This window comes from Caballeronia sp. LZ034LL, assembly GCF_031451215.1.
Lineage (GTDB): Bacteria > Pseudomonadota > Gammaproteobacteria > Burkholderiales > Burkholderiaceae > Caballeronia.
This window is the reverse complement of the sequence record NZ_JARUXR010000001.1, coordinates 1,367,085-1,390,982: the sequence shown is the minus strand read 5'-3', so window position 1 is coordinate 1,390,982 and position 23,898 is coordinate 1,367,085. Positions and strand designations below refer to the sequence as shown.

18 protein-coding genes and 1 tRNA gene are annotated in these 23,898 nt (G+C 64.6%); 7 read left to right on the top strand and 12 right to left on the bottom strand.

What is annotated here, in order from left to right; all coding sequences use genetic code 11:
- Window positions 1-173: 173 nt before the first annotated feature.
- The 4 genes from lon to tig form a co-directional block, all read right to left on the bottom strand.
- Window positions 174-2,597, bottom strand: a complete 2,424-nt coding sequence (gene lon, locus QCE83_RS06430) for an endopeptidase La (protein WP_309808229.1) — start codon at window positions 2,595-2,597, stop codon at window positions 174-176.
- 186 nt (window positions 2,598-2,783) lie between these two features.
- A complete protein-coding gene (clpX, locus tag QCE83_RS06425; protein WP_309808228.1) occupies window positions 2,784-4,055 on the bottom strand; it encodes an ATP-dependent Clp protease ATP-binding subunit ClpX in 1,272 nt (423 codons plus the stop codon).
- Between the two features lie 129 nt (window positions 4,056-4,184).
- Window positions 4,185-4,838, bottom strand: a complete 654-nt coding sequence (gene clpP / locus QCE83_RS06420) for an ATP-dependent Clp endopeptidase proteolytic subunit ClpP (RefSeq protein WP_008349755.1) — start codon at window positions 4,836-4,838, stop codon at window positions 4,185-4,187.
- Window positions 4,839-4,975: 137 nt separating this feature from the next.
- A complete protein-coding gene (gene tig / locus QCE83_RS06415; protein WP_309808227.1) occupies window positions 4,976-6,322 on the bottom strand; it encodes a trigger factor in 1,347 nt (448 codons plus the stop codon).
- A 568-nt stretch (window positions 6,323-6,890) separates the two neighbouring features.
- On the opposite strand from tig, the gene QCE83_RS06410 reads away from it, so the two are divergent.
- Window positions 6,891-8,036: a glycerate kinase gene (locus tag QCE83_RS06410; protein ID WP_309808226.1), complete on the top strand. Its 1,146-nt coding sequence runs from the start codon at window positions 6,891-6,893 to the stop codon at window positions 8,034-8,036.
- A 13-nt stretch (window positions 8,037-8,049) separates the two neighbouring features.
- Here QCE83_RS06410 and QCE83_RS06405 read toward each other — a convergent pair whose 3' ends face one another.
- The 3 genes from QCE83_RS06405 to QCE83_RS06395 form a co-directional block, all read right to left on the bottom strand.
- Window positions 8,050-9,507: a PepSY domain-containing protein gene (locus tag QCE83_RS06405; RefSeq protein ID WP_309808225.1), complete on the bottom strand. Its 1,458-nt coding sequence runs from the start codon at window positions 9,505-9,507 to the stop codon at window positions 8,050-8,052.
- A 41-nt stretch (window positions 9,508-9,548) separates the two neighbouring features.
- Window positions 9,549-11,915: a TonB-dependent receptor gene (locus tag QCE83_RS06400; RefSeq protein ID WP_309808224.1), complete on the bottom strand. Its 2,367-nt coding sequence runs from the start codon at window positions 11,913-11,915 to the stop codon at window positions 9,549-9,551.
- Window positions 11,916-12,005: 90 nt separating this feature from the next.
- Entirely contained in the window at window positions 12,006-12,410 is a 405-nt protein-coding gene (locus QCE83_RS06395; protein ID WP_309808223.1) for a DUF2946 domain-containing protein, read from the bottom strand.
- A 292-nt stretch (window positions 12,411-12,702) separates the two neighbouring features.
- Between QCE83_RS06395 and QCE83_RS06390 the strand changes: the two genes are divergently transcribed.
- Window positions 12,703-12,789: transfer RNA gene (locus QCE83_RS06390), tRNA-Leu, on the top strand.
- A 169-nt stretch (window positions 12,790-12,958) separates the two neighbouring features.
- On the opposite strand, the gene QCE83_RS06385 is transcribed toward QCE83_RS06390, so the two are convergent.
- Window positions 12,959-13,345, bottom strand: a complete 387-nt coding sequence (locus QCE83_RS06385) for a hypothetical protein (RefSeq protein ID WP_309808222.1) — start codon at window positions 13,343-13,345, stop codon at window positions 12,959-12,961.
- Window positions 13,346-13,586: 241 nt separating this feature from the next.
- Here QCE83_RS06385 and QCE83_RS06380 point away from each other — a divergent pair, with 241 nt between their 5' ends.
- Entirely contained in the window at window positions 13,587-14,429 is an 843-nt protein-coding gene (locus QCE83_RS06380) for a squalene/phytoene synthase family protein (RefSeq protein ID WP_309811496.1), read from the top strand.
- A gap of 5 nt (window positions 14,430-14,434) precedes the next feature.
- Here QCE83_RS06380 and QCE83_RS06375 read toward each other — a convergent pair whose 3' ends face one another.
- Window positions 14,435-15,331, bottom strand: a complete 897-nt coding sequence (locus QCE83_RS06375) for a DUF1501 domain-containing protein (protein WP_309808221.1) — start codon at window positions 15,329-15,331, stop codon at window positions 14,435-14,437.
- A 12-nt stretch (window positions 15,332-15,343) separates the two neighbouring features.
- Window positions 15,344-15,742 carry a hypothetical protein gene (locus QCE83_RS06370; protein ID WP_404984734.1) on the bottom strand — a complete coding sequence of 133 codons (399 nt, stop codon included), beginning with the start codon at window positions 15,740-15,742 and terminating at the stop codon, window positions 15,344-15,346.
- 243 nt (window positions 15,743-15,985) lie between these two features.
- Here QCE83_RS06370 and ompR point away from each other — a divergent pair, with 243 nt between their 5' ends.
- The 3 genes from ompR to QCE83_RS06355 all read left to right on the top strand — a co-directional run bounded on the left by ompR (window position 15,986) and on the right by QCE83_RS06355 (window position 18,776).
- Window positions 15,986-16,711: a two-component system response regulator OmpR gene (ompR, locus tag QCE83_RS06365; protein ID WP_016345257.1), complete on the top strand. Its 726-nt coding sequence runs from the start codon at window positions 15,986-15,988 to the stop codon at window positions 16,709-16,711.
- 76 nt (window positions 16,712-16,787) lie between these two features.
- Window positions 16,788-18,152, top strand: a complete 1,365-nt coding sequence (locus QCE83_RS06360; protein WP_309808219.1) for an ATP-binding protein — start codon at window positions 16,788-16,790, stop codon at window positions 18,150-18,152.
- Between the two features lie 75 nt (window positions 18,153-18,227).
- Entirely contained in the window at window positions 18,228-18,776 is a 549-nt protein-coding gene (locus QCE83_RS06355) for a peroxiredoxin (RefSeq protein ID WP_309808218.1), read from the top strand.
- Window positions 18,777-18,810: 34 nt separating this feature from the next.
- On the opposite strand, the gene ispF is transcribed toward QCE83_RS06355, so the two are convergent.
- Window positions 18,811-19,302 (bottom strand): 2-C-methyl-D-erythritol 2,4-cyclodiphosphate synthase, encoded by a 492-nt coding sequence (gene ispF, locus QCE83_RS06350; RefSeq protein WP_309808217.1) that lies wholly within the window; start codon window positions 19,300-19,302, stop codon window positions 18,811-18,813.
- Window positions 19,303-19,339: 37 nt separating this feature from the next.
- Complete coding sequence (ispD, locus tag QCE83_RS06345) at window positions 19,340-20,071, bottom strand: 2-C-methyl-D-erythritol 4-phosphate cytidylyltransferase (protein ID WP_309808216.1); 732 nt, start codon at window positions 20,069-20,071, stop codon at window positions 19,340-19,342.
- A gap of 134 nt (window positions 20,072-20,205) precedes the next feature.
- Here ispD and mfd point away from each other — a divergent pair, with 134 nt between their 5' ends.
- Complete coding sequence (gene mfd, locus QCE83_RS06340; RefSeq protein ID WP_309808215.1) at window positions 20,206-23,682, top strand: transcription-repair coupling factor; 3,477 nt, start codon at window positions 20,206-20,208, stop codon at window positions 23,680-23,682.
- The last annotated feature ends 216 nt before the right edge of the window (window positions 23,683-23,898 follow it).

Sequence of the window (23,898 nt, the reverse complement as noted above, 5' to 3'; positions counted from 1 at the left end):
AGTCTTTGACGACTGCTTGCTTGAATCGTGCGCTGTGCTTGCTCATGAAAAAACACCCCAAATCGTTGGACTGGTGTCCAACTTTTGGGGTGCAGTTCAAATTCCGCGGGTTTCGAGTCCTGCCTAGAGCAATGCAGCGCCGATCACCTCGCGCCGCACTGCAAGACAGAGGCTTAGTGCTTCACGAACTCGCCTGCTGCCGGCGCATCCTTCTGCTGTTCGGCAGCGACGGGTGCAGCCTTCGTCTCTTCTTCGGGCAGCGCTTCCGGCGTGCGTTCGAGCGCCAGTTCCAGCACGCGGTCGATCCAGCGAACCGGCACGATCTCGATGGCGTTCTTCACGTTGTCGGGGATGTCGGCCAGATCCTTGGTGTTCTCTTCCGGGATCAGCACGAGCTTGATGCCGCCGCGATGCGCTGCCAGCAGCTTCTCCTTCAACCCGCCGATCGGCAGCACTTCGCCGCGCAGCGTGATTTCGCCGGTCATCGCGACATCCGCGCGAACCGGAATACCGGTCAGCACCGACACCAGCGCCGTGGTCATCGCGATACCGGCGGACGGACCGTCCTTCGGCGTCGCGCCTTCGGGCACGTGGATGTGGATGTCCTTCTTCTCGAACGACTCGTCCGTGATGCCGAGACGGCGCGAACGCGAACGCACGACCGAGCGCGCCGCTTCCACCGATTCCTTCATCACGTCGCCGAGCGAACCGGTGCGGATCACGCCGCCCTTGCCGGGCATCACGGCCGCTTCGATCGTCAGCAGATCGCCGCCCACTTCCGTCCACGCAAGACCCGTGACTTGGCCGATCTGGTTTTCCTTCGCGGCCAGACCGAAGTCGTACTTGCGCACGCCGAGGAAGGTATCGAGATTGGAGCCGTCGACCTTCACGGCGCCCTCGGCCTTCTTGAGCAACAGCATCTTCACGACCTTGCGGCAGATCTTCGACACTTCACGCTCGAGCGAACGCACGCCCGCTTCACGCGTGTAGTAGCGGATGATGTCGCGGATAGCCTGTTCCGTGACTTCGATCTCGCCTTCCTTCAGGCCGTTGTTGCGCTTCTGCTTCGGCAGCAGGTAACGCTGCGCGATGCTGACCTTCTCGTCTTCCGTGTAACCCGACAGACGGATGACTTCCATCCGGTCGAGCAGCGGCGGCGGGATGTTCAGCGAGTTCGACGTGGCGACGAACATCACGTCGGACAGGTCGAAGTCCACTTCGATGTAGTGGTCCGCGAACGTGTGGTTCTGTTCCGGGTCGAGCACTTCGAGCAGCGCGGAGGCCGGATCGCCGCGGAAATCCATGCCCATCTTGTCGACTTCGTCGAGCAGGAAGAGCGGATTGCGCACGCCGACCTTGGTCAGGCTCTGCAGGATCTTGCCGGGCATCGAACCGATGTACGTACGGCGGTGACCGCGAATCTCGGATTCGTCATGCACGCCGCCCAGCGCCATGCGCACGAACTTGCGGTTCGTGGCGCGGGCAATGGACTGCCCGAGCGAGGTCTTGCCGACGCCCGGAGGCCCGACGAGGCACAGGATGGGCGCCTTGACCTTCTCGACGCGTTGCTGGACCGCGAGATATTCGAGAATGCGTTCCTTGACCTTTTCGAGGCCGAAGTGATCTTCGTCGAGCACGCGCTCGGCGTTGGTCAGGTCGTTGTTGACCTTGCTCTTCTTGCGCCACGGCAGGCCGATCAGCGTGTCGATGTAGTTACGCACGACGGTCGCTTCCGCGGACATCGGCGACATCAGCTTGAGCTTCTTCAGCTCGGCGTCGGCCTTCTTCTTGGCTTCCTTCGGCATGCGCGCGGCGGTGATGCGCTTCTCGAGTTCTTCGAGATCCGCGCCCTCTTCGCCTTCGCCCAATTCCTTCTGGATGGCCTTGACCTGCTCGTTCAGGTAGTACTCGCGCTGGCTCTTTTCCATCTGGCGCTTGACGCGGCCACGGATGCGCTTTTCGACCTGGAGGATGTCGATTTCGGCTTCGAGTTGCGCGAGCAGATGCTCGAGGCGCTCGATGACCGGGAACATCTCGAGGATGTGCTGCTTCTGGTCGAGCTTGAGCGGCAGATGCGCGGCGATGGTGTCCGCCAGACGACCCGCTTCGTCGATGCCCGACAGCGACGTCAGGATCTCCGGCGGAATCTTCTTGTTGAGCTTCACGTATTGATCGAACTGCGACACGATCGCGCGGCGCAGCGCTTCGGTTTCGGCGCTGTCGGCGTGGTCGGGTTCGAGCGGCATCACGTCGCAGGAAAACTGCGTTTCCTGTTCTTCGATCGTGAGCGTCTTCGCGCGCTGCAGGCCTTCGACGAGCACTTTCACGGTGCCGTCAGGCAGCTTCAGCATTTGCAGGATGTTGGCGATACATCCCACTTCGTACATGTCTTTTTCGGTCGGCTCGTCCTTCGCCGCCGTCTTCTGGGCGACCAGCATGATGTGCTTGCCGCCTTCCATCGCGGCTTCGAGGGCCTTGATCGACTTGGGTCGCCCGACGAAGAGCGGAATCACCATATGCGGGAAAACGACTACGTCGCGCAGCGGGAGCAGCGGCAGCGTAATGCGTTCCTGCGGGAGGAGTTGGGTTCCTGACATTTCATTTCCCCATGAGTGGAATCAGTTCAGTCGTAAGTAAGGCCGTTCAGAGCTATTGCAAGCCTTTATCGGAAGGGAAAAGTCGGTAGTCAAAGATCGCGTCAGTCACGTCCACACAATAAACCGAAAAAAATAAAAGGCCGTTCACGTTGCCATGAACGGCCTCTCGCCGAGCCACAGCCTGCTTCAGTTGGAACCCGCCACCTTGGGCGCATCTTCATAGATGAGCAGGGGCTTGCCGTCGCCGTCGATGGTGTTGTCGTCGAGGATCACCTTCGAGACGCCCTTCATGGTCGGCAGTTCGTACATCACGTCGAGCAACGCTTGTTCCAGAATGGAACGCAGCCCGCGCGCGCCCGTCTTGCGACGGATGGCCTTCTGCGCGATGGCCTGCAGCGCAGCCGGACGAATCTCCAGCTCCACGCGTTCCATGGCGAACAGCTTGTGATATTGCTTCACGAGCGCATTCTTCGGCTCGATCAGGATCTTCACGAGCGCGGCTTCGTCGAGCTTGCCGAGCGTGGCGACCACCGGCAGGCGGCCGATCAGCTCGGGAATCAGACCGAACTTGATCAGATCCTCGGGTTCCACGTCACGCAGCACTTCGCCCGCGTCGCGGTCCTGCTTGCTCTTCACGCTGGCTGCGAAACCGATGCCGGTCTTCTCGGTGCGGTCGGTGATGACCTTTTCGAGGCCGTCGAACGCGCCACCGCAGATGAACAGGATATTGGTCGTGTCGACCTGGATGAAGTCCTGGTTCGGATGCTTGCGTCCGCCTTGCGGGGGCACCGACGCCATCGTGCCTTCGACCAGCTTGAGCAGCGCCTGCTGGACGCCCTCGCCCGACACGTCGCGCGTGATGGACGGGTTGTCCGACTTGCGGCTGATCTTGTCGATTTCGTCGATATAGACGATGCCGCGCTGCGCCTTGTCGACTTCGTAGTTGCAGTTTTGCAGCAGCTTCTGAATGATGTTCTCGACGTCCTCGCCGACATAGCCGGCTTCGGTCAGCGTCGTGGCATCCGCGATGACGAACGGCACGTTCAGCATCCGCGCCAGCGTCTGCGCGAGCAGCGTCTTGCCGGAGCCGGTCGGCCCGATCAGCAGGATGTTGCTCTTGGACAGCTCGATGTCGTCTTTCTTGTCGAGATGCTTGAGCCGCTTGTAGTGGTTGTACACCGCGACCGCGAGAATCTTCTTCGCGCGTTCCTGGCCAATCACGTACTGGTTGAGGATGTCGCTGATTTCCTGCGGGCTCGGCAGGTCGGACTTGGTCAGTCCGGCCTCTTCTGCCGCACCGGCCGCTTCGTCGCGAATGATCTCGTTGCAGAGGTCGATACATTCATCGCAGATGAACACCGACGGGCCCGCGATGAGCTTCTTCACCTCATGCTGGCTCTTTCCGCAGAACGAGCAATAGAGCAGCTTTTCGCTACTGGAACCTTTCTTGTCCGCCATAAATGTGTACGCCTCCGGACACGCTTGTTACATGATACGCCCTTCGATCCGGCCACGCAGATTCGCACCCGCGTGGCCCGGTTGAAGCGCTGTGTGGCGCGGCGCCGCTTCGTGCGCCTTCAAGTCCGATCAGGGACGCTTGTGCAGCACCTGGTCGACGAGGCCATAGGCCTGCGCGTCGTCGCCCGACATGAAGTTGTCGCGGTCGGTGTCGCGCGCAATGCGTTCGACCGGCTGGCCGGTGTGATGCGACAGCAGCTGGTTCAGGCGTTCCTTCAAATACAGGATTTCGCGCGCCTGGATCTCGATGTCCGATGCCTGGCCGCGTGCGCCGCCGAGCGGCTGGTGAATCATCACGCGGGCATTCGGCAGCGCGACGCGCTTGCCCTTCGCGCCGGCTGCCAGCAGGAACGCGCCCATGCTCGCGGCGAGACCCATGCACAGCGTGGAGACGTCGGGCTTCACGAACTGCATGGTGTCGTAGATCGCCATGCCGGCCGATACCGAGCCACCCGGGCTGTTGATGTACAGGCTGATGTCCTTGTCGGGATTCTCGCTTTCGAGGAACAGCAGCTGCGCCACGACGAGATTCGCCGACTGGTCGTTCACTTCTCCGACCAGAAACACCACGCGCTCCTTGAGGAGACGCGAATAAATGTCATAGGCACGCTCGCCGCGGCCGCTCGTTTCAACGACCATCGGAACGAGGCCGAGCGCCTGGGCTTCGAAATCCCGCGGAGCGTGGGATGCCAGCGTGTCGAGCAATTCAGCGCGAAAGGTCATGCAATTTCCTTGTTCGGAATAGGGATACTGGACGACAAAGGAACATCACTAGAACGGCTTGGAAACGCCCAAACTTTAATGCAAAAAAGGCGTGAGAGCCGTGAACCCACGACTCGCACGCCCCTTGCCCCCGCGCGTCAGGCTTGCGCCGTTGCGCTGGCCAGTTCCTCGAAGCTGACTTCCTTGTCGGTCACCTTGGCCTTGCCGAGGACGAAGTCGACGACGTTGCTCTCAACGACGAACGCTTCCATTTCGGCGAGGCGCTGCTGGTTCGAATAATACCAGCGGACGACTTCCTTCGGGTCTTCGTAGCTTTTGGCGAATTCGTCCACTTCAGCGCGGATCTGCTCGGGCTTCGCCTGCAGTTCGTTGGCCTTCACCAGTTCGGCCAGCACCAAGCCCAGCTTGACGCGGCGCTCGGCCTGCTCGGCGAACATTTCGGCCGGGATCGGCGCGTCCGCGGCGTTCGGCACGCCACGTTGCTGCAGGTCCTGACGGGCCATTTCGACCAGACGCTGCTGATCCTGCTCGATCAGCGCCTTCGGCACGTCGAGTTCGGAAATCTTGAGCAGTGCGTCCATGACCTGGTTCTTCACGATCTGCTGCGTGCGGCGCTTGGCTTCGCGCTCCAGGTTGTCCTTGATCTCGCCGCGCATCTTCGTAAGGTCGCCGTCTTCGATACCCAGCGACTTCGCGAAATCCGCGTTGATTTCCGGCAGATGCGGCCATTCGATCTTCTTGATCGTGACCGTGAATTGCGCCGTCTTGCCCGCCACGTCCTTGCCGTGGTAGTCCTCGGGGAACTTGAGGTCGAAGTCCTTCGACTCGCCGACCTTCAGCCCCGTGGCAGCCTGTTCGAACTCCGGCAGCATGCGGCCTTCGCCCAGCACGAACGCGAAGTCCTGTGCGCTGCCGCCTTCGAATGCGACGCCGTCGAGCTTGCCGACGAAGTCCAGCGTCACGCGGTCGCCTTCCTTGGCGGCCGTGTCGCCGCCGCCGTCGCCGTGCTCGCCGGCTTCGCCGCGTGCGTGGAAGTGCACGCGCTGCTTGCGCAGGATGTCCAGCGTACGGTCCACTTCGGCTTCGGAAATGGTGGTGACCGTGCGTTCGATTTCAGCGTCGGCGACGTCGCCCAGCTTCACGTCCGGATAGACCTCGAAGGTGGCGTCGAACGCGTAGGCGTCGGCGGCGTCTTCGACCTTCGGCGCGAAGCTCGGCTGGCCCGCGACGCGCAGGTTTTCCGCGCGGGTGACGTCGAAGAATTCCTTGCCGACCTTGTCGCTCAGCACTTCAGCTTCCACCTGGCCGGCGTACTGCTGGGTCACCATCTTGAGCGGCACCTTGCCCGGGCGGAAACCCGGCATGCGCACGTTCTTGGCCAACTGGCGGATTCGCGAATCCACTTCCTTCTGCACTGTCTCTTTCGGCAGGGAAATCGTCACGCGGCGTTCGAGCTTGCCGAGGTTCTCAACTACGTTAGCCATGGCTGAAATCGTCCTAAAGTGAATCGTCAATTCGGTGTTCGGTTCTTCCGCGGTTCTAAAGGCGCGGGTCCGGATGCGGGCTCTGGCCGGATCTGTTCCCAGAATCCGGCTGCTGCCGCCGGCCGGGATCGGTGACCGGCACCGCGGCGCGCATTGCAGCGCATTGAATGCGTCGCGCGCGTCTCGCGGAGTGCCGGGCCGTCGCCCGACACGGTGTCAGCCAACAGAGCCCAGTAGTTTAACAAACAAATCAGACCGCTCTGTCCGACGAATCCGCACAGCGCCCGTGACGGCCTGCGCGGCTCGAAAAACGCCTCGTTTGCGCCTGAATTCGGCGTAATTCCGCGTTTTCCCGGCTGCGCCGCGCGCGCAGAATCTCCGTTATCCGCGCGCGGCTATTTTGCGCGGCGCGCCACGCTGATAAGCTTGCCTGCGCACGATTCACGCGATCAATCGGCACCTTGCGCAATCCATGACCAATATGCATGAGGCGCATGCAATAAATGAATGGCCGATGGCGCCGCGCACGTGCGTTCGTTCACTTCCAAACCAGAACATTCGAGACACCATGTCCAACGTCATGTCCGCTCCAGTCGTCGTCATCGCTCCCGATTCGTTCAAGGGCTCGCTTTCCGCGGAAGGCGTCGCGGAAGCGATCGCCGAGGGCATCCGGCGCGTGCGGCCGGACGCCGAGATCCGCATCCGTCCGATGGCCGACGGCGGCGAAGGCACGCTCGACGCCATGCTGGCCGCCGGCGGCGAGCGCCGCCTGCTCAACGTGCGCGGCGCGGCCGCGGCACGGCGCGACGCCGCGACCGGTCTGCTCGCCGACGGCGGCGCGATCATCGAGACGGCCGAAGTGGTCGGCATCACCGATCCGGACGGCATGGCGGTGCCGGTCACCGAGCGCAGCACGCTCGGCATGGGCGAGGCGATCCGCGCGCTGCTCGATTCGGGCGCCAGCACCTTCTACGTCGCGCTGGGCGGCAGCAGCACCAACGACGGCGGCGCGGGCTTGCTCGTCGGCCTCGGGCTCAGGTTGTTCGATGCCGGCGGCAACGAACTCGAGCCGGTGCCCTCCGCGCTGGCGAAGATCGCGCGCATCGATGCGTCGGGGCTCGATCCGCGCGTGAAGGAGGCGCAGTTCATCGGTATGTCGGACGTGGACAATCCGCTCACCGGCGAGCATGGCGCCACCGCGATCTTCGGTCCGCAGAAAGGCGTGACGCCGGAACAGATCGCCCCGGTCGATGCCGCGCTCGGTCATTTCGCGGATCTGCTGGAACCGGCGCTGGGCGTCGCGAAGCGCGACGCGCCCGGTGCGGGCGCCGCGGGCGGGCTCGGTTTCGCGCTGCACATGCTGGGCGCGCGCTTCGAAACGGGCGCGGAAGTGGTGGCGCGCGAGATCGGACTCGATGACGCCCTCGCCGGCGCGAACTGGCTCATCACCGGCGAAGGCCGTTCGGACGTGCAGACTTTGCACGGCAAGGCGCCGTTCATCGCCTGCAAGCACGCGCGGGCGGCGGGCGTGCCGGCCTCGCTGCTGTCGGGCGCGGTGGATTCGGCGGCGCTGCCGCGTCTGTCGGAGTTCTTCGACGGCTGCTTCTCGCCCGCGCCCGGCCCGATCACGCTCGACACCGCCATCCGCGACGCCGCGCGGCTGCTCGCCAACGAGGCCGAGCAACTCACGCGGCTGAAGTTCGGTTCGCGCTAATTAGCATCAAGCCTCACGCGGCCGCGCGCTTTGCGCCAAACGCAATCCGGTCGACGCACCACACCGCGAGCATCGTCGCGCCCATCAGCGGGAAGATCATGCCGAGCAGCGTCAGGCCGCCGCGCCAGGCGCGCATCGGCGGACGTCGCGCCGGACGCGCCGGTGCGCCGATGGTCCGCGCCGGCCGGCGCTTCAGCCACATGACGAAACCGGTCAGCGCCAGCGCGGCGAGTCCGAGCGAAATCGCCGAGCAGACGATCTGGTTCGCGAGGCCGAAGTAACGTCCCATGTGCAGCGACGTGCCATACGAGATCCACTGCGCGACGCGGCCATAGTTCGCGTACGAGATGTCGGCCAGCACGCGGTCGCTGTACTGGTCGATGTGCAGCGTGCGTTCGTCGCGCGGATCGGCGGGGAACGACGACACCGTATAGACGCCGCCCGGTGTGTTCGGCAGCGCGATGCCATAGTCGTCGGCGACACCGTTGCGCGCCGCGAGCGCTACCACCTGATCCAGCGACAGCCGCGCCGCCGCGACCGGCGCAGCCATGCCGTCCGGCACGGCCGTCGCGCCGACGGCCCACGGCGTCTGCTTGAGCGGCAAGTCGGCCATGGTCATCGGCATGGCGTGTTCGGCATGTCCAGAATGTACGGCGTGAGCATCGGCCTCCTGCGCGCCTGCGGCAGGCACGCTCGAATGCACGTGCGCTTCGCCCCAGGCGCCTTTCGGATAACCCAGCGAAGCGGACGTGGCGAGCGCCTTGAACTCGCGCCCCCACGATCCCGACCACGGCAGTCCCGACAGCACGAAGAACAGCGCACCCGCCGCGAGCCAGACGCCGCCGACCGCATGCAGGTCGCGCCACCACGCGCGGCCTCGCAATGACAGGCGCGGCAGCCAGACCCCGCCGTTGCGGACATTCGTGCGATCCGGCCACCACAGCGCGACGCCCGTGCCGATCATCACGAGCGTCCAGCAGCCGGCGAGTTCCATCAGCAGTTCGCCGGTCTTGCCGAGCATCAGTCCGCGATGCAGGTCGCGCACCTGTTTCATCAGCCGATGCTCGACCGACAGCGTGCCGAGCACCACGCCGTCATAAGGATTCACATACACGCTCTCGCTTTCGCCCGAAGGAAGGCGAAACGCGAATTCGGCGCTGCGCGTACGGTCGGTTTCGATCTGCGCGAGCGTCGCGACCGCGCCGCGCGGTTCGCTTGCGGCGGCCCTGGCGAGCAGGACATCGCGCGGCAAGGGCGGCACGTGCGGATCCGCGACCACCATCCGGTCGCGATACATAAGCGGTTCGAGTTGCGGCTGGAAACAGTAGATCGTGCCGGTGATGGCGAGCACGAGCAGCAGCGGCATGACGAACAGGCCGGCATAGAAGTGCCAGCGCCAGAGCGTGCGGCGCTGCGCGATGACATCGCTGTGAGCGGGAGGAACGGCGGTGGATGTGTCGGGTGCGAGCATGGCGATTCTCTGAAGAGGTTGTGCGTGTCCGGTCGATGGCATCAGATCCCGATGCGCCCTTCCACATAAAACGTGCGCCCCGCATACGGGTGATACACGTAATAACGTTCGTCGAACAGGTTGTCGACGCCCACGCCCAGTTCGGTGTGTTTCGTCGGCCGATAGGTCAGCTTGGCGTCGACCACGGTGTAGCTGCTGGTGCCGCCGTAGGTGTCCGGATTGACGTCGGTGTTCGTCAGCGAGTTGTATTGCCGTCCGGAATACCGTACCGCGAGCGTGGCCGCGGTATTCCCGGTCGCGCGCCAGGTCGCCGCAAGGTTGGCCCGCCACAGCGGGATGCGATAGAAGTACTTCCCCACCGACGCCGGATTGCCGCTGTTCGCGATGATCTTCGACTGCGTGTACGCGACATTGGCCACGAGATCGAGGCCGCGCACGAGCACGTCCTGGCCTTCATAGGCGAACTCGGCGCCGCGCGAACGCACGCGGTCGATGTTCTGGAAGTTCGTGACATTCGGGATCACGGTCGTGTTGGTCTGGCTGAGGATCGTGTTCTTCACGTCATCCTGGAACAGCGTGAAGCGATAGAGACCGTTGCCGTGCACCCACTCCGCGCTGAGCTCCTTCGAGAGATCGTCTTCGGGCTTGAGATCCGGATTGTTGTTGACGATCGACGTGCCGCTGATCTGCCCCTGGAACAGCTCGCCTGCGGTCGGAAAGCGATACGCGCGTCCCACCGATGCGCGCAGCGTCAGGTCCTGGGTCGCATCGAACGACAACGACGCCTTGGGCGACCAGTGGCCCTCGCTGGCTTCGGCATAGTCGAGCGAGGTCGCGCCGACCGCGCGCGAGCCGTCGTAGGCGCTCCAGTTCTCGTAGCGCACGCCATACGTGAACGCCCAGCGCGGCAGGAAGCGCCACGCGTCCTGGGCGTACACGGCCTGCGTGCGCGTGCGGCCGCCGAACGCATTGGCGAACGACACCCCCGCGCCTTCGCGCCATGCATCCGTGTTCGACGTCACGTTGGCGACGAAATAGTTGTCGTAGTGATAGCCGAACGACAGCGCATGCGCGGCCGGTCCCGAACGTGTGTAGGGTGTCCAGCTGGCGCGCAGATCGAGCGATTTCCATCCGGAGCCGCTGCCGTCGGTGAGCGTGCCCGGGCCGTTGCCGGGCACGCCTGAACTGGCCGTGCGCGCAATGCTCTGCGCGATGTCGAAGTACGACGCGATGGCTTCCGCGTTCCAGCCGGCATCGTGATGCGTGCGCAGCGACGCGCCGTAAAGGTAGTTCTCGCTTGCGCCCATGCTCGGCGCAAAGGTGGCCGCGGGAATGTCGTACGCGTAGCCGCCGATGTTCACGCGGCCGCTGTACACGGGATTGCCCGCGGCGTCGCGCAGGAAGGTCTGCGTGTCGCTGTTGTACTTCTGATGCCAGTAGCCGAGCGTGAAGCCGGCCTGCAACGTGTCCGTCAGGTCGTACGCCAGCTTCACGCGCAACTGGTCCTGGAAGGTGCGCTCGATGCCCTCGCCCGAGGTGCCGAGCACGGCTGTCGGCGTGTTGTACTGGTCGCGATAGAACGTCGCGCCGGTGACGGGCGTGTCGGCAGCCGTGGCGGGCGTCTTCGACTGCGCGAGCGTCGCGAACTGCAAGGGCTGGCCGGTGTTCTCCTGATGATCGGCGCCGATCAGGAACGACAGCCTGCCGATCCGGTCGCCCACGGTCGCGCTCGTGTTCGCGCCGTTGAAATTGCGATCCACGCCGAACAGGCTGAAGTGCTGCGTGAAGCCCTGCACTTTCGCATCGGATTCGAAGCGGGTCGGCATGCGCGTGGTGATGGCCACGGTCGCGCCGATCGAATTGCCCGGATAGAGCGCCGAGTACGGGCCATAGATCACGTCGGTGCGGTCGATGTCGTCCGCGAAGATCATCGACCAGCGCGGCGCGAAGTTCCAGGTGTTGCCGAGGAAGTTGCTGAGCAGCAGGCCGTCGGCATAGACCAGGCCGCGCGCCGTCTGCGCGTTGCTGGTGCCGCGCACTGCGATCGTCGAGTTGAGGTCGCCGATGAAACGCTTGCGCACGGCCAGGTTCGGCGCGTACTTGAGCACGTCTTCAGTCGACGTCACGTTCCAGTACTGGAACTGGTCGGCGGTGACGGTGTTGACGGTCGCGGGCAGGTTCGGGTCCAGCGACGACGCGCGCGGCGCCGATTGTGCGCTGATGCGTACTGGCGCGAGGGCGGTGTCGGTGGTATCGGCGGGATCCGTGGACCCGACTGCCGATGCGGCAGGCGTAGCGGCCGCCGATAGCGCCGCGTGCGCCATCAGCGAAATGGGAAGCCATGCGCGTGAATGCGCGCAGGCACGGCGGCGCGAACACTGCCGCGCGCGCGTGATGAGCGGGAACATCGTGAATTCCTGAAAGGACGGACGAGCGGTCACCCGACCGTTGCGCTCATGCGCGCGACGGGTGTCGGTGGGACCGGACGAAGAACGGGTTCAGGAAAAGACGGGCGGCGCGCGTGGACGCGCGGCGTTGAATGACTTCGAATGAATCGAGGCAGTCTGTGCGCGCGGCGCCATGCGCGCAACGCGCTCGATGCGCGCGGCCTGCGGCGTGATGCCCGGTGTGACCGGCAGATGATGCGCGAGCAGTCCGCAATAGGAACAGGCGTCGAAATGGCCGGCGTCTTCGTGATGGCTTGCAGCATCGTGCGATGGCAGCAACGCCAATGTTGCATGCGCGGCTTCCGCGGAAGGCGAGACGGCGCAGAGCGCGGCGAGCGGATCATCGGCGGCTGCGCGGGCAGCGAGCGTCTGGCTGATGACCGGCGCGACAATAGCGAGCCACATGGCGGCAATGCCGAGCCAGGCGACGAAGCGATTGCGCGCGTTGCGGGTCATGAGGGCGGAGTGGAGGTCAAAGCGAAGGGTCGGACGAGATTGTAGGCAGCGCGCCGGCATGCCGCAATCTCATGATGCACATGGAGAGCATCACGCGCGTAATTGACTCAAGCGGACTCAAGCAGACGCAAGCACTGCGCCGTCGCCGCATTGCCGCAAATTCCCGGACATCGACAGATGAATCGGTTAGAATCTCGGGCTTGGCACGCTGGACCGGTGCCGGACACGGCGGCATCGCCGGGCATCGGGACAGGCCGCAAGGCGTCGCGACACCCGCCGCGCAAGCCGTGACGCGAGGATGGCGAAATTGGTAGACGCACCAGGTTTAGGTCCTGACGCCCGCAAGGGTGTGCGGGTTCGAGTCCCGCTCCTCGCACCACTCGCGGCTCGTCGGGCCTCACGCAGTACACGCGGCCAGAGATCCGTTTCTCTCGCCGCAGACTTGAAACAAACCCGCGCCGGTTCCGCTGACGCGGGTTTTTTCTTGTCAGCTCGGTTTTCATTGGACTCGCGCTGCCTCGCAATCGCGAAGCATCCCGAATCATTCGCTAGACGCTGATATCGCCGAGCTCGACCATCATCACCTCGCCCTTCTCCTGCGAGCGGCCCGCGAAGTCCACGCCGGACTGATTCATCACCCGTCGGATCTCGTCCGGCAACAACTCGCTCGCGCGCGCCGCCGCAATCGGCCGGTCCACGTGTGACAGGAACTGCCGCACGCCCGAGGGCTGCCAGAACACGAAGACGTTGAGCGGATAGGACAGCGTGGCATCGGCCTTGCGATGCGCCGTGATATGCAGGCCCACCGTTGGCGACACATGCATCTGGCGCGGACACACACGGAAATCGAAGCCGAAATCCGTCGCCACGCTCTTGACGAGGAACGGCAGGCATCGGTCGCCGAACTGCTTGTTCTCGGATTTGCTCAGGGCCATGGGCACCTCCCGACTGCATGCGCTGCGCTGGAACGTCGTACTCGGACGGATTGCGGCAGTGTTGCGCCGGGCGTCGGCGGCGTCAGTGGTACGCCGCACATCCGGAACCAGCGGCGTCCACGTGAAAGCGACGGCAAGCAACGACAAGCGGCGGCAAAGCCGTCGCCGGGCGGATAAAATGGGCGCCCATGCGTCGGCGGATAGCGCCCCGCTCACCCTTGCCTCCCCACACATCAAGTTCGTGAATTTCGACGACTACTGCCAGCAGAAAGCCGCACCCGAAGGCTCCGGCACGTACTACGCACTGCGCCGCGCCCCCGCTGCGGTGCAGCCGCTCCTGACCGCCCTGTTCGCGCTGCGCCGCGAGCTGGAGGAAACCGTCAAGGAAACCAGCGATCCGACCATCGGCCGCACCAAGCACGCCTGGTGGCAGAGCGAACTCGGCCGGCTCGACGAAGGCACGCCGACCCATCCCGTCACCCAAGCGCTGCAGGCGCACGCCGGCGACGCCCGGCATGCCGTGCTCGACGAGGCCGGGCGCGCAACGCTGGCGACGGTCGTCGATGGCTTCGGCATGGATCTGGATCAGGCGCGCTATCTCGACTGGCCCGGCTTGCGGCGCTATCTCGACCAGACCGGCGGCGCGTTCGCCACGGTTCTCGCCCGGGTGACCGCGCGCGAGCCGCAGCAGGCCGCCGCGTGGGCCGCTCCGCTCGGCGCGGCGCTGCAGCTGGCCGAACGCGTGCAGAACATCGGCGACGATGCGCGTCATGGCCGCATCTACATTCCGATCGACGAATTGCAGCGTTTCAACGTGACGGCCGCGGACATCATCAACCGCAAGTATGGCGACGCCTTCGTCGAACTGATGCGCTTTCAGACGAAGCGCGCCCGCGAGGCGCTCGACACTGCCCTCGCCGCCCTGCCGCCCGCCGAACGCGCCACGCAGCGCGTGCTGCGCGCCGAGGCGGCGCTCGCTTACGCCTTGTTCGATGAAATCGAGCGGGAAGACTTCAAGGTGCTGCATCAACGCATTTCGCTCACGCCGATCCGCAAGCTGTGGATCACGTGGCGCACGCGTTGAATTTTCTAGACGCGCAATAGCGGCAGTGGCGCGAAGCGTTCCACCGATGACGGTGGCGCAACGCCCAGATGCGCGCACGCGGTGGCGTGCAGTTGCCTGAAATCGAGGCTCACGGGCAGGCCGTCGCCGGTGTCGAGCGCATTGAGGCGCGGCGCCGCGCCCCACAGACCGCCGCGCACGTTGCCGCCCATCAGGAAATGCGCCGCGGCGGCGCCGTGATCCGTGCCGCCGACCGCGTTCTCACGCGCCGAGCGACCGAAATCCGAGTTCGTCATGACGAGCGTCCGATGCCAGTCGTCCGATGCGATCAACCGTGCTCGCAGCATCATCAGTCCCTGCGCCAGTTGCCCCAGCAGCGCCGCATGCCGCAGCGCCTGATTCTCGTGCGTGTCGAAGCCGTGCAAAGCGATGCGCACCACAGCGGCCTCGTGCTGCGCGATCGAGCGCGCAGCGTCCGTGCATGAAGCAACGAACGAGGCGGCAGGCAAGCTCGCGTGTGCGAGCCAGGTGTCGTCGCGGTATTCATGCGTATCGGAAGCCGTGTCCCAGATCTGCCGCGAGCGGAAATGCGAGCGATTGCCCGCGTCATGACCGACGCCCTGCACGATCGCCAGTTCCTGTCCACGCCAGGCCCCGAGCAACGGCCCAAGCGACGGATGCAACCCCGTGCGTTCATCGAGCGGCAAGACCTGATCGTGCGGCACGGCGAGGGTCGGCCGCAGCGCGCGATACAGCGGATCGCCGATTGGAATGACCGTGTTCAGGCCATCGTTGCCGCCATTCAGGTCGACGAGCACCAGCGCGCGATCGACCGTGTACGCTTCTGCACGCGCCTGGCATGCAACGCCGCCCGACCATCCCGCGAACGCACCGGTCGTGCAGAGAAACTGGCGTCGGTTCATCGGCGTGCGCGCCTAGCGCTTGTAGAGATCGCGCACCGCTTCTTCGATGTGCTGCCGCAAGAGACGGCGCTCGTCGGCGGTCATCACGGTATGGCGCGGCGGGCGCGCGGGCGGCGCCTGATCGACCTGCTGGATGGGTTGCATTGCGGGCGCCTGGCTGTCATGCGCACTGGGCGCACCGGACCCGCGCTTGCTCACGCGCTGCTGCGCGCGAATCATGCGGCCATCGAAACGTTTGGGTGTGGCGACGCTGCGGTCGAAATGGTCGGAACGGTTGCCGTCGAGCGGGAAACCGGCGTTCTGCGCATGGGCGTGAGGCGTGCTCAGTACTGCATAGAGCGCACTGGCAAGAAGTGTCTTTCTGAAAATGCGCTCGGCGCGCACGGGTCCGCGTTGCCGCGCTCCCTTCATATTGTTCCCTTCGTTGCTCGACAACCGGACAGCCTCAGTCTTTTCATGCACGTCCTGCCATGGCTGGTCGGGCCGCACGACGCGCTGGTCTAATGGAGTATCTACCGAATGGCGGGCTTAGGTTACGCAGTGTACGGCCCAAACCCTTAGGCCGTGCCACAGGCTCCGTAAATTTTGTAACCAACTGTTACACTCGCTTTTGTTACAAACTCGACGTTTGACTAATCGCGCTAAGATGCCGCCATGGAAACCAAGAACCCTTCAAAAATTCTCGTAGTCGACGACGACCCGCGCCTGCGTGATCTCTTGCGCCGTTACCTCGGCGAGCAAGGCTTCAACGTGTACGTCGCGGAAAACGCACCGGCCATGAACAAGCTCTGGGTACGCGAGCGTTTCGACCTGCTGGTGCTCGACCTGATGCTTCCCGGCGAAGACGGCCTTTCCATCTGTCGTCGTCTGCGCGGCAGCAATGACCGCACGCCCATCATCATGCTGACCGCGAAGGGCGAAGATGTGGATCGTATCGTCGGACTGGAAATGGGCGCCGACGATTATTTGCCGAAGCCGTTCAATCCGCGCGAACTCGTGGCGCGCATTCATGCGGTGCTGCGCCGCCAGACGCCGTCCGAACTGCCGGGCGCGCCTTCGGAAACCACCGAGGTGTTCGAGTTCGGCGAATTCGCACTGAACCTCGCAACGCGCACGCTCACGAAGAACGGCCAGGAAATTCCGCTGACCACCGGCGAATTCTCGGTGCTGAAAGTGTTCGCGCGTCATCCGCGCCAGCCGCTGTCGCGCGAAAAGCTGATGGAGCTCGCACGCGGCCGTGAATACGAAGTGTTCGACCGCAGTCTCGACGTACAGATCTCGCGTCTGCGCAAACTGATCGAGCCCGATCCCAGCAGTCCGCGCTTCATTCAAACGGTGTGGGGCCTGGGCTACGTGTTCATTCCCGACGGCGCGGCCTGAGTGTTCCTGACCTTCTTGAGCTTGAGCGCGTTTGGTCACGCTTTCTTCCCTTACCCGAGCTGAACCCGACAGACCCATGCGCATCGACAGGCGGCTACTGGCGCTCGCGTTCGGCGGCCTGTTCTGGCGTACCTTCGCGCTGATCGCGTTGCTCATCGCGGTCAGCCTGACTGCGTGGTTTCAGAGCTTTCGCGTGATCGAACGCGAACCGCGCGCGCAGCGCGTGGCGTTGCAGCTCGTCGCGGTCGTCAAGCTGACGCGCACCGCCCTGCTCTATTCGGATCCCGACCTGCGCCGCGCGCTGTTGCAGGATCTGGAGAGCAACGAGGGCGTGCGCGTCTATCCGCGCGAAACCACCGACAAGTACAAGCTCCAGCCCGACGAATCGCTCAACCGGCTGATCGAGCGCGACGTGCGCGGCCGGCTCGGCAACGACACGATCATCGCGCAGTCGGTGAACGAGATTCCCGGCGTGTGGATCAGCTTCAAGATCGACGACGACGATTACTGGGTCGCACTCGACCGCGATCAGCTCGACACCGTCACCGGCCTGCAATGGGCCGGCTGGGGCGTGTTCGCGCTGGCGCTGTCGCTGTTCGGCGCGGCGTTCATCACGAGTCTCGTGAACCGGCCGTTCGCGCGGCTGGCGCTGGCCGCACGCAAGCTCGGCTCGGGACAGTCGCCGGAACCCTTGCCGGAGCGCGGCATGGGCGTCGCCGCCGAAACCAACCGCAGCTTCAACCAGATGGTGCAGGACCTCGAACAGCTCGAGGCAGATCGCGCGCTGATGCTCGCGGGCATTTCGCACGACTTGCGCACGCCGCTCGCGCGGCTGCGGCTCGAAACTGAAATGAGTCCGTCGGACGAGGCGACCAAGCTCGCGATGATCGACGACATCGAGCAGATGGACATGATCATCGGCCGCTTCCTGGACTATGCGCGGCCGATGCAGCGCATGCCCGAGGCTGTGGATCTCTCGATGATCGCCAGCGAACTGGCCGCGCGTTTCCACGCCGACGAAGGCGTCGTGATGCGCACCGATCTCGCACCCGGCGCCGTGATCGAGGGCGATCCGACCGATGCGCGCCGCGTCGTCGGCAACCTGCTGGAGAACGCGCGCAAGTATGGCCGCAGCGAGCACGACGACATCGCCCGCATCACGCTGCAGACGCGCGTGTCGCACGGCAAGGTGGAGCTTTCCGTGATGGACGAAGGCCGCGGCATTCCGGACGACCAGGTCGCGCTGATCACGCGTCCGTTCTATCGCGTCGATACCGCGCGCACCCAGGCGAACGGCACGGGCCTCGGCATGGCGATCGTGCAGCGCCTCGTCACGCGGCAGCGCGGCACGCTGCGCCTGCGCAACCGCGCGCCGCTGGCGGGCTTCGAGGTGACGATCGATTTCCCGTCGATGAAGGGCGGCGCGCGCTTCGAAGGCTGAATCGCGGCTTGAAACCCGGCGACGTCATGCGTGTCTGATTCGAACGCGTTCTATTCCTTCCTCAGGAGTTTTTACATGAAGACCGTCGGCGACAAAGTCGAGGCATTCACCGTCACCGCGGCGAAGCCGGGCTTCAACCATTACGAGGAAAACGGCCAGTTCGCCTTCGAGGACATCACGGAGCAATCCTTTCCGGGCAAGTGGAAGATCATCTACTTCTACCCGCGCGATTTCGGCTTCGTGTGCCCGACGGAGATCATCGAGTTCGCGCGCCTGGCACGGGATTTCGAGGATCGCGACGCGGTGCTGATGGGCGGCAGCGTCGACAACGAGTTCGTCAAGCTGGCCTGGCGCCGTGAGCACCGGGAACTGAGCAAGCTCAATCACTACGCCTTCGGCGACGTGAAAGGCGAACTGATCGATCAGCTGGGCATCCGCGACAAGGAAGCGGGCGTGGCGCTGCGCGCGACCTTCATCGTCGATCCGGAGAACGTGATCCAGCACGTGTCGGTCAACAACCTGAACGTGGGCCGCAGCCCCGAGGAAGTGCTGCGGGTGCTCGACGCGCTGCAAACCGGCGAGCTGTGTGCCTGCGAGCGCCCGGCCGGCGGCACGACGCTCTGAGCGCGCGCCGCGCGCCCGTGACATGTTCGACGCTTCAGGCGTCGATGGACGTCCTGCGCAGCAGCACGGCCGCCTGCGCCTCCATGCCTTCCTTGCGGCCGAGATAGCCAAGCTTCTCGTTGGTCTTGGCTTTCACGTTGACGCGGTCGAGCGGCAGGTCGAGGTCGTCGGCGATGTTCGCGCGCATCGCCTCGATATGCGGCGCGAGCTTCGGCGCCTGGGCGATCACGGTGCTGTCCACGTTGACGATCGCGAAACCGGCGTCCGTCACGCGGTGCATCGCTTCGCGCAGCAGCACGCGGCTGTCGGCGCCGGCGAATTCGGTCGCGGTATCCGGAAAATGCCGGCCGATGTCGCCGAGCGACGCCGCGCCGAACAGCGCGTCGGTGATGGCGTGCAGCAGGACGTCCGCGTCCGAGTGGCCGAGCAGGCCGCGTTCGTAAGGCACCGTCACGCCGCCGATGATGAGCGGGCGGCCCTCGACGAGCTGGTGGACGTCGTAGCCTTGTCCGATTCTGAAATCCATCGATGCAAACCTTGGTTGAGTGAGAGGTGGACGAGCTTCAAGCGTGCGTTCCGAGCATCGCGCCGGCGAGCGCGAAGTCTTCCGGATACGTCACCTTGAAGTTGCGCAGGCTGCCCTGAACCAACTTCGGCGAGTGACCGAGCCATTCGATGGCGCTGGCTTCGTCGGTCAGGTCGTGGCCGTCGTGACGCGCACGTTCGATCGCCTCGCGCAGCATGCCGACGCGGAACATCTGCGGCGTTTGCGCCTGCCAGAGGCCGTCGCGCGATTCCGTGCGGGCGATCCGTACATCATGGACATCGTTGGTGGGCACATCGGGCATGTTCGGTGCGACGCGCTTGAGCGTGTCCGCGACGGGCAGCGCGAGAATGCCGCCCACTGCGTCGTCGCGCAGTTCCGCGACGAGCTTGCGGATCATCTCCGGCGTGATGCCCGGGCGCGCGGCGTCATGCACGAGCACCCAGTCGTCGTCGCGCGCGCCGAAACCGGCGAGCGCGAGCAGACCGTTGTACACCGAGGCCTGCCGCGACGGGCCGCCGCAGCGTGCCACCACAAAGCGCAGGCCGGCGAAGCGGCGCGCGTCGAAGTGCGGGTCGTCCGGTGCAAGCACGACCAGGGTCTGCGAGAATTCGGAACATGCGTCGAATGCCGCGAGCGTGTAGGCGAGCATCGGGCGGCCTGCGACGGTCTGGTATTGCTTCGGCATCGGCGCGCCGGAACGGCTGCCGGTGCCGGCGCAGGGAATCAGTGAGAAGAGGCGCGAAGTCACGGGCGGGTAACGTGGTTTAACGTGGCCAAGTCAAAGTCGAAGCCCGGATTTTATAATAGGTCCATCGCGACCACGTCCGGCGCACGCCAGTTCGCTCCTTCGAACGGCCCGCCGGACGGCTCCATGCACACCCTATGCCTTCCAAAGCCGTCACCGCGCAGTCCAGTTCTCCCATCGCCCTAGTCAAGCCTGGTCAGCGTTTTGTGTTCTCCGGCGCGACCGTTTCGTCCGACGCCCTCGCTCTCGCGCGCTATCACGCGGCGTATCGCGACAGCGTGCCGCTGCTGACGATCGTCACGGCCAGCGCGGTCGACGCCCAGCGTCTCGCGGCCGAAATCCCCTACTTCGCGCCCGATGCCCGCGTGCGGCTGCTGCCCGACTGGGAAACGCTTCCGTACGACACCTTTTCGCCGCACCAGGACCTGGTGTCGGAGCGTCTGGCGACGCTGCACGATCTCGGCGAAGGCCGCTGCGACATCCTGATCGTGCCGGCGACCACGGCGCTGTACCGGATGCCGCCGGCGTCATTTCTGGCGGCTTATACGTTCTCGTTCAAGCAGGGCGAGCGCCTCGACGAAGCGAAGCTCAAGGCGCAGCTGACGCTGGCGGGCTACGAGCATGTGAGCCAGGTCGTGCGGCCGGGCGAATACTGCGTGCGCGGCTCGCTGATCGATCTCTACCCGATGGGTTCGCCGCTGCCCTACCGGCTCGACTTGTTCGACGACCAGGTGGATTCGATCCGCGCGTTCGATCCCGACACGCAACGCAGCCTCTATCCGGTGAAGGACGTGCGCCTGCTGCCGGGCCGCGAGTTTCCGTTCGACGAAGCCGCGCGCACGGCCTTTCGCAGCCGCTGGCGCGAAGTGTTCGAGGGTGATCCGAGCCGCTCGCAGATCTACAAGGACATGGGCAACGGCGTGCCGTCGGCGGGCATCGAATACTACTTGCCGCTGTTCTTCGACGACACCGCGACGCTCTTCCACTATCTGCCCGAAGGGTCGCAACTGGCTTTCGTCGGCGACCTCGATGCGGCGATCAAGCGCTTCACGCACGACACCAAGCAGCGCCACGACTTCCTCTCGCACGATCGCGAGCGGCCGCTGCTCGAACCGCGCCGCCTGTTCCTGACGGACGACGACTTCTTCACCTTCGCGAAGCCGTTCGCGCAGCTCAAGTTCCCGGCCGTGCCCGAAGGCGGCTGGGCCGCGCCCTTGCCGGGGCTCGCGCTCGATCGCCACGCCGACGAGCCTCTGCTCGCGCTGCGCCATTACCTGGAGCAGACGGAGAATCGCGTGATGCTGGTGGCGGAATCGGCGGGACGGCGCGAAACCATCCAGCAGCTGCTCGCCGAGAATCATCTGCGTGGCGAGATGCACGACACCTTCCACGAGTGGCTGACGAGCGACGGCAAGTTCACGCTCGGCATCGCGCCGCTGGCAAATGGGTTTTCGCTGCCGTCCGAGAAGCTCGCGATCATCACGGAGACCGAACTCTACGGACCGCTGGCGCGCCGGCCCGGACGGCGTCGCCAGGAACAGGCGAGCAATGTCGATTCGATGGTGCGCGACCTCGCCGAACTGAAGGTGGGCGATCCGGTCGTGCATGCGCAGCATGGCATTGGCCGCTACATGGGGCTGGTGTCGATGGATCTCGGCGAGGGCGAGACCGAGTTCCTGCATCTCGAGTATCAGAACGAGTCGAAGCTGTACGTGCCGGTGTCGCAACTGCATGTGATCTCGCGCTATAGCGGCGCGGATCCGGAGAGCGCGCCGCTGCATCAGCTGGGTTCGGGACAATGGGAGAAGGCCAAGCGCAAGGCGGCCCAGCAGATCCGCGACACCGCCGCCGAACTGCTCAACCTCTATGCACGCCGTGCTGCGCGCGAAGGCTATGCGTTTAAGCTCGAGCCGCGCGACTACACGAAGTTCGCGGAGAGCTTCGGCTTCGAGGAAACGCCCGATCAGGCGGCGGCGATTGCCGCGGTCATCGGCGACATGACAAGCGGCAAGCCGATGGACCGTCTCGTGTGCGGCGACGTCGGCTTCGGCAAGACGGAAGTGGCGCTGCGGGCCGCGTTCATCGCGGTGATGGCGGGCAAGCAGGTGGCGATTCTCTCGCCGACGACGCTGCTTGCCGAGCAGCATACGCAGACCTTCACCGATCGCTTCGCGGACTGGCCGGTGCGCATCGCGGAGCTGTCGCGCTTCAAGACGGGCAAGGAAGTCTCGACGGCCGTCCAGCAGATCAACGATGGCTCGGTGGATATCGTCATCGGCACGCACAAGCTCTTGTCCGGCGATGTGAAGTTCAAGCGGCTCGGGCTGGTGATCATCGACGAGGAGCATCGCTTCGGCGTGCGCCAGAAGGAAGGCTTGAAGGCGTTGCGCGCCGAGGTGGACGTGCTGACGCTGACCGCCACGCCGATCCCGCGTACGCTCGGCATGGCGCTGGAAGGCTTGCGCGATTTCTCGGTAATTGCGACGGCGCCGCAGAAGCGTCTGGCCATCAAGACCTTCGTGCGTCGCGAGGAAGACGGCGTGATTCGCGAGGCGATGCTGCGCGAACTGAAGCGCGGCGGCCAGGTGTACTTCCTGCACAACGAGGTGGAGACCATCGAGAATCGCCGCGCGATGCTGGAGGCGCTGGTGCCCGAGGCGCGCATTGCGGTGGCGCATGGGCAGATGCATGAGCGCGAACTCGAACGTGTGATGCGTGACTTTGTCGGGCAGCGTGCGAATGTGCTGTTGTGCACGACGATCATCGAGACCGGCATCGACGTGCCGAGTGCGAACACGATTCTCATGCATCGGGCGGACAAGTTCGGCCTGGCGCAGCTGCATCAGTTGCGTGGGCGTGTCGGGCGTTCGCATCACCAGGCGTATGCGTATTTGCTGGTGCATGATCCGCAGTCGCTGACGAAGCAGGCGCAGCGTCGGCTGGAGGCGATCCAGCAGATGGAGGAACTGGGTTCGGGCTTCTATCTCGCGATGCATGACCTGGAGATTCGCGGCACGGGTGAGGTGCTGGGCGACAAGCAGTCGGGCGAGATTCACGAGATTGGTTTTCAGCTTTACACCGACATGCTGAACGATGCCGTGCGGGCGCTGAAGGATGGGCGCGAGCCGGACTTGAATGCGCCGCTTGCCGCGACGACGGAAATCAATCTGCATGCGCCGGCCATTCTTCCTGCGGACTATTGCGGCGATGTGCAGGAGCGTCTGTCGCTGTACAAGCGGCTGGCCAACTGCGAATCGAGCGATGCGATCGACGGGATTCTCGAGGAGCTGGTGGACCGGTTTGGCAAGTTGCCGCCGCAGGCGCATGCGCTGGTGGAGACGCATCGGTTGAGGCTTGCCGCCAAGCCGTTGGGCATTTCCAAGATCGATGCTGGGGAGCAGGCTATTTCGTTGCAGTTCGTCCCGAATCCTCCGGTTGACGGGATGAAGATCATCGAGATGGTGCAGAAGCACAAGCACATCAAGCTGGCTGGGCAGGACAAGTTGCGGATCGAGACGAGGAGTCCGGATCTTGCCGTGAGAATTGGGACGGTGAAGGAGACGCTCCGAGCGTTGGGGGCGCCGGTCAGGCAGCCGGCGGTTTCGGGGCGGTGAATGTGGTTTGCCCCTTGGGCGGGGCGGCAGGTATTTGTCTTCCGCTTGCGGTTCGGTTTTCGCTCTGGTCCTTCGCGTGGGTTGTTGTGTTCGCCTGCGCTTCGATGGACTTCCCGGTTTCGCGTCGGTCTATTAGCACTGCCCCTCCCCGGGGCGGGGGTGTAGTGGTTCACCAATCCTGGACACTAGTTACACCGCGACCTTCTTTACTTCCTC